This is a genomic window from Nocardia higoensis NBRC 100133 (assembly GCF_000308595.1).
Classification (GTDB): domain Bacteria; phylum Actinomycetota; class Actinomycetes; order Mycobacteriales; family Mycobacteriaceae; genus Nocardia; species Nocardia higoensis.
In genome coordinates this window covers 95,136-103,190 of sequence record NZ_BAGA01000139.1, presented here as the reverse complement: position 1 = coordinate 103,190, position 8,055 = coordinate 95,136, and the positions used below count along the sequence as shown (strand labels likewise).

Sequence of the window (8,055 nt, the reverse complement as noted above, 5' to 3'; positions counted from 1 at the left end):
ATACGTCGTTGTTGGCGCTGTGCCGAACGCTAGCAGCCCGCGGGGCCGCTTTCCGGCCGACCGTGCGGACCGGTGCGCAGCGGCCCGCGCTACAGAGCGACCTCGAGCTCCACTTTCGGCTCCGACCCCGCTCCGAGCTCCTCGGCGACCCGGATCGCCTTCTTCAGCGGCAGGATGTAGGTGCCGAGTTTCTTGCTCGGGAACAGCGAGGTCGACCAGTCGCTCCCGCCGATCCGCACCCGCACCTTCACCGACCCGAATCCGCCGGCGCGGTGTGCGTAACGATCCTCGATCTCGTCGGCCACCTCCTCCGGGACGGTCAGGAAGAACCAGGCGCCCTCCCCGTCGTGCTCCCACACCCGTGCCGTGAACGAAAACCGCGACTCAGCCACGCCGCGACCCTAGCCGCGGGCACCGACAGGAACGGGAAGGATTCCGATCCGGCTGCGCGCAACCGGTGAGCGCGGGCGCTCGCGGGGCCAAGGTGAGCCCATGACCTCCATCGAAGCGACAACCACATCCGATGCCGATCTGGACGCGGTCTTCCAGCCGATCTTCGAGCGGATCGCCGCGGGCGCGGTCGAGCGGGAAATCGACCGCCGACTCGCCTACGACGAAGTCGAACTGCTGCGCGAGGCCAAGTTCGGTGCGCTGCGGGTGCCGGTCGAGTTCGGCGGATTCGGAGCGAGCGTGCGCCAGCTGTTCCGGCTGCTCATCGACCTCGCGGCGGCCGAATCGAACCTGCCGCAGGCCCTGCGCGTGCATTGGGCCTTCGTCGAGGACCAGCTGCTGGCAGAACCCGGCCCCGAACGCGAGCGCTGGCTGCGCGCTGCCGCCTCGGGCACGCTGGTCGGCAATGCCATCACCGAACCCGGCGTGGGCGCGGTCGACCGCTACCGCACCGCGCTGACCCGCCAGGGCGACCACTGGCTGCTCAACGGCACCAAGTACTACAGCACCGGTTCCCTCTACGCCGACTACATCCTGGTGGCCGCCGATCGCGACGGTGAACGAGTCGGCCTGCTGGTCGACGCCGATGCCGAAGGCGTGCGTCAGCACGACGACTGGGACGGTTTCGGCCAGCGGCTCACCGCCAGCGGCACCACCGAGTTCACCGATGTCGTCGTCACCGAGGACCGCATCCTCGGCCCCGGCTATGGCGCGCCCGGACCGACTTATTCCACCGCCTACCTGCAGCTCGTCCAGCTGGCCGTGCTCGCCGGCATCGCCGCGCGGGCCGAATCCGACGCCCGCGGCTGGGTGGCTCGGCGCACCCGTGGATACACCCACTCCGCCGCCGACCTGCCGCGCCACGATCCGCTGGTGCAGGAGGTCATCGGCAAGCTGTCGGCCGCCGCCTTCACCGCCCGCGCCACCGTCCTCGCCGTGGCCGATCGCCTCGATGCCGTGCTGGCCGCGGGGGCGAAGGACGAAGCCGAACTGGTCGCCGTCGAATTGGCCTCCGCGCAAGCACAATTGGGGGTGATCGACACCGTGCTGCCCGCCACCGGCCTGCTGTTCGAGGTCGGCGGCGCGTCGATCGTCTCCGAGGAACTGCGGCTGGACCGGCACTGGCGCAACGCCCGCACGGTTTCGGTGCACAACCCGGCCGTCCAGAAGGCGCGTGCGATCGGCGACCACCTGCTCAACGGGTCCGATCTGCCGTTCGCGTGGAGCGCGGGGGAGCGCGGATCGAACAGCGGCGCGGATTAGCCCAGGCTGTCGACGAAGATCTTCGCGAGCGCTTCCAGACCGGCCCGGTCGACCTCGTCGAAGCGGCCGGGCCGTGGGCTGTCGAGATCGAGCACGCCCACCACGACGCCCCCGCGCACCAGCGGGACCACGATCTCGGAGCGGGAGTCGGCGTCGCAGGCGATATGGCCGGGGAACGCGTGCACATCGGCGACCAGCTGGGTGGTCCGGGTGGCCGCCGCCGTGCCGCACACCCCCGCGCCGAAGGGGATTCGCACGCAGGCCGGCTTGCCCTGGAACGGCCCGACCACCAGCTCCTCGCCGTCGGCGAAGTAGAAACCGGCCCAGTTCACGTCGGGCAGACTGTGGAAGATCAGCGCGGACAGGTTGGCCGCGTTCGCGATCCGGTCCGGCTCGCCGTCGACGAGCGCTTCGGCCTGCGCGCCGAGCAGGCGATAGTCCTCGATCCGATCCCCGGTGGGTGCTGCGACGGTGAACGACATGGCAGGGATGGTAGAGGTTCGCGCGACGACTCGCCGTCATCGGTTCTCGCTGATCGAAATCCTCTGGTAGCAGCTCGCTACCAGCGCATCATCCACCCATGACGTCCACGAATCCCGTTTCCCGTTCCACACGCAAGGCGGCTGTGATCGGCGCCGGACAGACCGGAGTCACCGCGGCACTCGGCCTGCTCGACGCAGGTTTCGAGGTCACCCTCTACAGCGAAAGAGACCAGCGCGCCCTGCGCGATGACGTGCCCGCGACCGGCACCGCGCTGGAATTCGGTGAGGCCCAGCAGGCCGAGGCCGCGCTCGGCCTGGACACCTACACCGCCCGGGCACCCCGCCACACCGGCCTCAGCGTCCGCATCGCCGGACCCGGCCCCGAGCGTCCCGAACTGATCCAGTTCGATGGGCATTTCGACGGCTACGTCGGCGTCGCCGTCGACACCAGGCTCAAGGCCGACGAGCGCCTGACCGCCTTCCAGGAGCGCGGCGGCCGGTTCGTCGTCGAACAGGTCACCCTGGAGACCATCGACGCCATCGCCGCGGCGGCCGACCTCACCCTGGTCGCCACCGGCCGCGGCGGGCTGTCGGAACTGTTCCCCGTCGACGAGTCCCGCACCGTCTACGCCGCCCCGCAGCGCAAGCTGCTGACGGTCACCGTCACCGGCCTCGGCTACGACGAGCAGGTCTTCGCCCACCGCAGCCGGGCGGGCGGCGCGCACAGCGGCTTCTCGATCCTCGCCGACCAGGGCGAAGGCTGGTGGGGCCCGTACCTGCACAAGGACGCCGGTCCGAGCTGGGCATTCCTCGGCTGGGCGCGACCGGGCAGTGATTGGGAGCGGCGCTTCGCCACGGCCGAGTCGGCCGATTCCGCCCTCGGCGTCGTGCGCGATCTCTACCGCGACTACATCGACTGGGACCTGCCGGAGGTCGAGGCCGTCCGCACGATCACGGAGGACCCGCATTCCTGGCTGAAGGGCGCGGTCCGCCCGGTCGTCCGCATCGGCGTCGGCCGCACCGCACAGGGGCACGCGGTGGCCGCGCTCGGCGACACCGCCGTGGCCTACGACCCGATCGCCGGTCAGGGTGCGCAGAGCGGACTCATCCAGGCACAGCGACTGGTCGCCGCGGCCGCCGTGCACGAGGGCCCGTTCGACGAACAGTGGCTCACCGCCCGTTACGCCGAATTCCTCGCCGCCCGCAGCGACGCCGCGAGCCGGGTGACCCGGCTGTTCCTCAGCGACCCCGAACTCGGCGACATCGGCAACAAATTCTTCGCCGCCGCGGCCGTGGACCCGAAGTTCGCCGCGGCCCTGGTCGGGCTGCTGCACCGCCCGCAGCCGCTGCTCGACATCACATCCGGCGAGGAGGCCGACGCCTACATCACCCGGGTGACCGGCGTCGACGCGGCTGATCTGCTCGCCCGGTTCGCGCCCGCGGGCCGGTTCACCCGCTCGTCCTTCGCCCCGGCGCTGACGGCCAACTGACCACCGGAGCCCGGCGCCCGCAACCACCACGGGGCGGGCGCAGGCACCCATCCGATCGGCCGGATTCAAACCCTCCTCACCTCGGCCGGTCCGGTGTTGCATGGCCGGGACGGTTTCCCCCGAGTGATGGAGTGGATATGACCACCGAGCGGTTCGCCGACGAAATCAAGTTCGCCTACTGGGTGCCCAATGTCAGCGGCGGCCTGGTGACCAGCGATATCGAGCAGCGCACCAGCTGGGACTTCGAATACAACAAGAAGCTGGCCAGGACCGCCGAGAACAACGGCTTCGAATACGCCCTCTCCCAGGTCCGCTACACCGCCTCCTACGGCGCGGAATTCCAGCACGAATCCACCTCGTTCAGCCTCGCCCTGCTCGGCGCCACCGAACGGCTCAAGGTGATCGCCGCCGTCCATCCCGGCCTCTGGCATCCGGCCGTGCTGGCCAAGTTCGGCGCCACCGCCGACCACCTGTCCAACGGCCGTTTCGCCATCAATGTCGTCTCCGGCTGGTTCGCGGGCGAATTCAAGGCGCTCGGCGAGCCGTGGCTCGAACACGACGAAAGGTACCGGCGCAGCGCCGAATTCCTCGAGGTGATCCGCAAGATCTGGACCGAGGACGAGGTGAACTACGGCGGCGACTTCTACCGCATCCGCGATTTCACCCTCAAGCCCAAGCCGCTCAACACCCCGGATCGCCCGAATCCCGAACTCTTCCAGGGCGGTAACTCCACCGCCGCGCGCCGCAACGGCGGCCGTTACGCCGACTGGTACTTCTCCAACGGCAAGGATTTCGACGGCGTCACCGAACAACTCGACGACCTGCGCGCCGTCGCCCGCGAGCACAATCGTGAGGTGAAATTCGGCCTCAACGGCTTCATCATCGCCCGCGACACCGAGAAAGAAGCTCGCGATACCTTGCGCGAGATCATCGAGAAGGCGAACAAGCCCGCGGTGGAGGGCTTCCGCGACGCCGTGCAGCAGGCGGGCGCGTCCACCGGCGACCGCAAGGGCATGTGGGCCGACTCCACCTTCGAAGACCTCGTGCAGTACAACGACGGTTTCCGCACCCAGCTCATCGGCACCCCCGAGCAGATCGCCGAACGCATCGTCGCCTACCGCGACCTCGGCGTCGATCTGATCCTCGGCGGTTTCCTGCACTTCCAGGAAGAGATCGAGTACTTCGGCGAGAAGGTGCTCCCGCTGGTCCGCGAACTCGAAGCCGTCCGCGAACCCGCCGCCGCCCGCGCCTGACCCCCGAACAGGACTCCAGTCATGACCGTCACCGTCGTCGTCGGCAACCCCAAGCCGGCCTCACGCACCCGCACCGCCGCCACCCTGCTCGCCGAGGGCCTGGCTCCCGGCGCCGAACCGGCCGTCCTCGACCTGGTTCACCTCGGTCCCAAGCTGCTGACCTGGGGCGACGAGGAGGTGGCCGAGGCCGTGCGCACGGTCGCGAACTCGGAGCTGGTGATCTTCGCCAGTCCCACCTTCAAAGCCACCTACACCGGGCTGCTGAAACTGTTCCTCGAACAGTTCGCCGGCGGGACCGGTCTGGCGGGTGTTCTGGCCGTGCCGTTGATGCTCGGTGGCAGCCCGGCCCACTCGCTGGCCCCGATCGTGCACCTGGAACCGGTGCTGGTGGAACTCGGTGCCACCACCGCGCTGCCCGGTCTGTACCTGTCCGACAGCACATTCCACGACGACGGTGTGCTCACCGCGTATGCGCAGCGCTGGCGGCCGGTGGTGTCGGCGCTCACCGGAACGGTGGTCACCGGCCAGGGCTGAACCGGCGAGCGCGCGACGGTGCCGTGCGTCCGACCGGATGCGATACATCGCCCGAGGTGGCGGCATCGGCATCGGATCGTTAACGGACGGCCGTTGTGTTCGTTTCGCCGGTTTCATAGGTTGCAGGTGGAGGTGGTGGCGATGTCCGACCACGAGAATCCGAACGCAGCCGAACAGCAACAGGCCCGGCAGGCCCTGGAAACGCTGCGAGACCTGGAGACGGACGCACCCGAGGGCAGCGCTGTCGACCTCACGGTCGCCGGGACGGCGGAGCCGGTGCACCTTCCGCCCCGGGCGCTGGGTCCCCTTCGCGAGGTGCTCGAGAACCTGGCGGTCGGCCGCGGTGTCACGGTGATCCCCGCGCATGTGGAACTGACCACCCAGCAGGCCGCCGAACTCCTCGGTGTCTCCCGGCCGCATCTGGTCAAGCTTCTGCACGAGGGACAGATCCGGTACCGGTTCATGGGCCGTCGTCGGCGCGTCCTGGTCTCCTCGCTGCTCGAATACCGGCGCAAGCAGGAGGAGAGCGGGCACAGCGTCGGGGAGGATGCCGTGACGCTGCCCGAAGCGGTCGGGCTGTACTGACGGCGGGGGCTCAGCGGCGACGGTGTTCGCGCAGGCCGATATCGCAGGGCTGCGGACCCGCAGGGTGTTGCGGCATGAAGTTCAGCTCGGTGTCGCGTCGGCGGCGCTCGGGCCGATCGCCCTCGCCCGGCGTGGTGCGGGCAACGCCTGGACGCCGAGCGCGGCACGCCGGACGAAGACATCGATGGATTCCGATGCTCGCGCTATCGCTTCCTTGTGCGTATCCGGATCGTCCTCGAGGCGGATGGCCCGGATGGCCTCGGAAGACGGATCGCGCCGGACGCTGTGCCAGCGGTCGACCTGCTGACGGCGATAGTCCATGGCCGCCGTCGCGAAAGCGGAGTAGGCGAGCAAGCGATCCTGACGCAGCCGTTCGAGGACAGCGTGCTGTGCCGCGCGCTCGGCCGCCGAACGCTGGAACCAGTGGGTGATGATGGCGCCGAGAAGCGTTCCGGCAACAGCGATCAGAGCGGTGAGCACAGGACGAGCCTATGCGTGCTCGCGTGTCGGCGGCTCAGCGAGAACAGCGGGATCCCGGGATCAGTGGGCAGACAGTGCGGGCACGGCGATACCCGCCCGGCGCAGGGCCCGCTGCGCGGCGTTCGCCCCGCACATGCCGTGCGCGCCGGGGCCCGGCGGTACGGCCGCCGAGCAGAGATAGTGTCCGGGCAGGCCGATGTCGTAGGGCTGCAGAGTCGTTCGCGGGCCGAATAGGAGCTGGGGGATGTCCTTCGTGCCCGTCATGATGTTGCCGCCGACGTAGTTCGGGTTGTAGCGGGCGAATTCCGTGGCGCTGCGTACTGCCGTGCCGACGATTCGATCGCGGAAACCGGGGGCGAAGCGCTCGATCTGGTCGACGATGGCCGCCGTCGCGTCGCCGGTGTAACCGTGCGGAACATGGGCGTAGGTCCACAGCGGGTGGATGTCGCCCGCCGATCGCTGCGGATCGGCCAGGTATTGCTGCCCGACCAGCACGAAAGGGCGCTCGGGCATACGCCCGCGATGGATATCGCGTTCGGTCGCCGCGATCTCGGCGAAGCCGCCGCCGAGGTGGACCGTGCCCGCGCGGCGCGCGGCCTGCGCGGTCCACGGCACACCGCCCTCCACCGCGAAATCGACCTTGAAGGCGCCCGGACCGTAGCGAAACCTCCGGTACGCCTTGCTGATCCGGGATGGCAGGCGGTCGCCGAGGATGTCGGCGACGGCGGTCGGCGAGACGTCCCACAGGGTCAGATCCGCCGGGGGGAGATCCGAGATCGTTCGGACGGGCACGCCGGTCTCGATCTTCCCGCCCAGGTCGCCGAGGGCGGCGGCCATCGCGTCGGCGATCCGCTGCGATCCGCCGCGGGCGACCGCCCAGCCGTAGGTGTGGCCCGCGGTGAGGATGCCCAGACCGATGCTCGCGCTGAGCGGCCGATGCAGCGGATGGAACGCGTGTGCCGCGACCCCGCCGAACAATGCCTTCGCCTGCTCGGTCCGGAAGACCTCGGCCAGTGTCGTGGCGGGGATGAGCGCGGGCAGCCCGAAACGTGCCAGGGCGATCGGATGGCGCGGCACGCGGAGCAGGGGGCGCATGATGTCGGCGCTCATGCGCTCGTAGCCGGCAGCCGTACGCTCGAACAGCAACCGCCAGGTCCGGTCGTCGCGGCCGAGCCCCGCCGCCGTCTCGGCGACGGAGCGCAACAGCACCCCGGCACCGCCGTCGTCGAGCGGGTGGGCGCAGTCGACTTCCGGCCACGCCCAGGACAATCCGTAGCGCTCGAGGTCAAGGCCGCGCAGGAAGGGAGAACCCACCGCCATCGGGTGGATGGCCGAGCAGTGGTCGTGCAGCAGGCCGGGCACGATGGCTTCGCTGCTGCGCGTGCCGCCGCCGATCTCGTCGGCGCCCTCCAGCACGGTGACCTCCAGTCCGGCCCGAGCCAGGACGACGGCCGCCGCCAAACCGTTGGGTCCGCTGCCGACCACGATCGCGGTGCTCATGGGTTCTGCCTTCCTACG

9 protein-coding genes are annotated in these 8,055 nt (G+C 69.8%); 5 read left to right on the top strand and 4 right to left on the bottom strand.

Going from position 1 to position 8,055, the window contains the following annotated elements; genetic code table 11:
* Positions 1-89 precede the first annotated feature (89 nt).
* The gene (locus ON26_RS25815) at positions 90-392 is read right to left on the bottom strand and encodes a DUF1905 domain-containing protein (RefSeq protein ID WP_040799524.1); all 303 of its coding nucleotides are present in this window, start codon (positions 390-392) and stop codon (positions 90-92) included.
* 100 nt (positions 393-492) lie between these two features.
* On the opposite strand from ON26_RS25815, the gene ON26_RS25810 reads away from it, so the two are divergent.
* Positions 493-1,713 (top strand): acyl-CoA dehydrogenase family protein, encoded by a 1,221-nt coding sequence (locus ON26_RS25810; RefSeq protein ID WP_040799523.1) that lies wholly within the window; start codon positions 493-495, stop codon positions 1,711-1,713.
* Here the strand turns inward: ON26_RS25810 and msrC are convergent.
* Positions 1,710-2,195: a free L-methionine (R)-S-oxide reductase MsrC gene (gene msrC, locus ON26_RS25805; protein WP_040799520.1), complete on the bottom strand. Its 486-nt coding sequence runs from the start codon at positions 2,193-2,195 to the stop codon at positions 1,710-1,712. The two genes, ON26_RS25810 and msrC, sit on opposite strands and share 4 nt — an antisense overlap.
* A 98-nt stretch (positions 2,196-2,293) precedes the next feature.
* Between msrC and ON26_RS25800 the strand changes: the two genes are divergently transcribed.
* The 4 genes from ON26_RS25800 (at position 2,294) to ON26_RS25785 (ending at position 6,057) form a co-directional block, all read left to right on the top strand.
* A complete protein-coding gene (locus ON26_RS25800; RefSeq protein ID WP_040799517.1) occupies positions 2,294-3,685 on the top strand; it encodes a styrene monooxygenase/indole monooxygenase family protein in 1,392 nt (463 codons plus the stop codon).
* 137 nt (positions 3,686-3,822) lie between these two features.
* Complete coding sequence (gene sfnG / locus ON26_RS25795) at positions 3,823-4,938, top strand: dimethylsulfone monooxygenase SfnG (protein WP_040799514.1); 1,116 nt, start codon at positions 3,823-3,825, stop codon at positions 4,936-4,938.
* 21 nt (positions 4,939-4,959) lie between these two features.
* Positions 4,960-5,472 (top strand): NADPH-dependent FMN reductase, encoded by a 513-nt coding sequence (locus tag ON26_RS25790; RefSeq protein WP_040799511.1) that lies wholly within the window; start codon positions 4,960-4,962, stop codon positions 5,470-5,472.
* 141 nt (positions 5,473-5,613) lie between these two features.
* Complete coding sequence (locus ON26_RS25785) at positions 5,614-6,057, top strand: helix-turn-helix domain-containing protein (RefSeq protein ID WP_040799609.1); 444 nt, start codon at positions 5,614-5,616, stop codon at positions 6,055-6,057.
* Between the two features lie 81 nt (positions 6,058-6,138).
* On the opposite strand, the gene kilB is transcribed toward ON26_RS25785, so the two are convergent.
* On the bottom strand, positions 6,139-6,537 hold the full coding sequence (gene kilB / locus ON26_RS31845) for a plasmid transfer protein KilB (protein ID WP_051027586.1): 399 nt from the start codon (positions 6,535-6,537) through the stop codon (positions 6,139-6,141).
* A 60-nt stretch (positions 6,538-6,597) separates the two neighbouring features.
* The gene (locus ON26_RS25775) at positions 6,598-8,037 is read right to left on the bottom strand and encodes a phytoene desaturase family protein (protein ID WP_040799509.1); all 1,440 of its coding nucleotides are present in this window, start codon (positions 8,035-8,037) and stop codon (positions 6,598-6,600) included.
* Positions 8,038-8,055: the final 18 nt, after the last annotated feature.

Excerpts from the sequence above, each read along its gene's own strand:
- ON26_RS25810 (WP_040799523.1), top strand. The coding sequence starts at position 493 with ATGACCTCCATCGAAGCGACAACCACATCCGATGCCGATCTGGACGCG.
- msrC (WP_040799520.1), bottom strand. The coding sequence starts at position 2,195 with ATGTCGTTCACCGTCGCAGCACCCACCGGGGATCGGATCGAGGACTAT.
- ON26_RS25800 (WP_040799517.1), top strand. The coding sequence starts at position 2,294 with ATGACGTCCACGAATCCCGTTTCCCGTTCCACACGCAAGGCGGCTGTG.
- sfnG (WP_040799514.1), top strand. The coding sequence starts at position 3,823 with ATGACCACCGAGCGGTTCGCCGACGAAATCAAGTTCGCCTACTGGGTG.
- ON26_RS25790 (WP_040799511.1), top strand. The coding sequence starts at position 4,960 with ATGACCGTCACCGTCGTCGTCGGCAACCCCAAGCCGGCCTCACGCACC.
- ON26_RS25785 (WP_040799609.1), top strand. The coding sequence starts at position 5,614 with ATGTCCGACCACGAGAATCCGAACGCAGCCGAACAGCAACAGGCCCGG.
- ON26_RS25775 (WP_040799509.1), bottom strand. The coding sequence starts at position 8,037 with ATGAGCACCGCGATCGTGGTCGGCAGCGGACCCAACGGTTTGGCGGCG.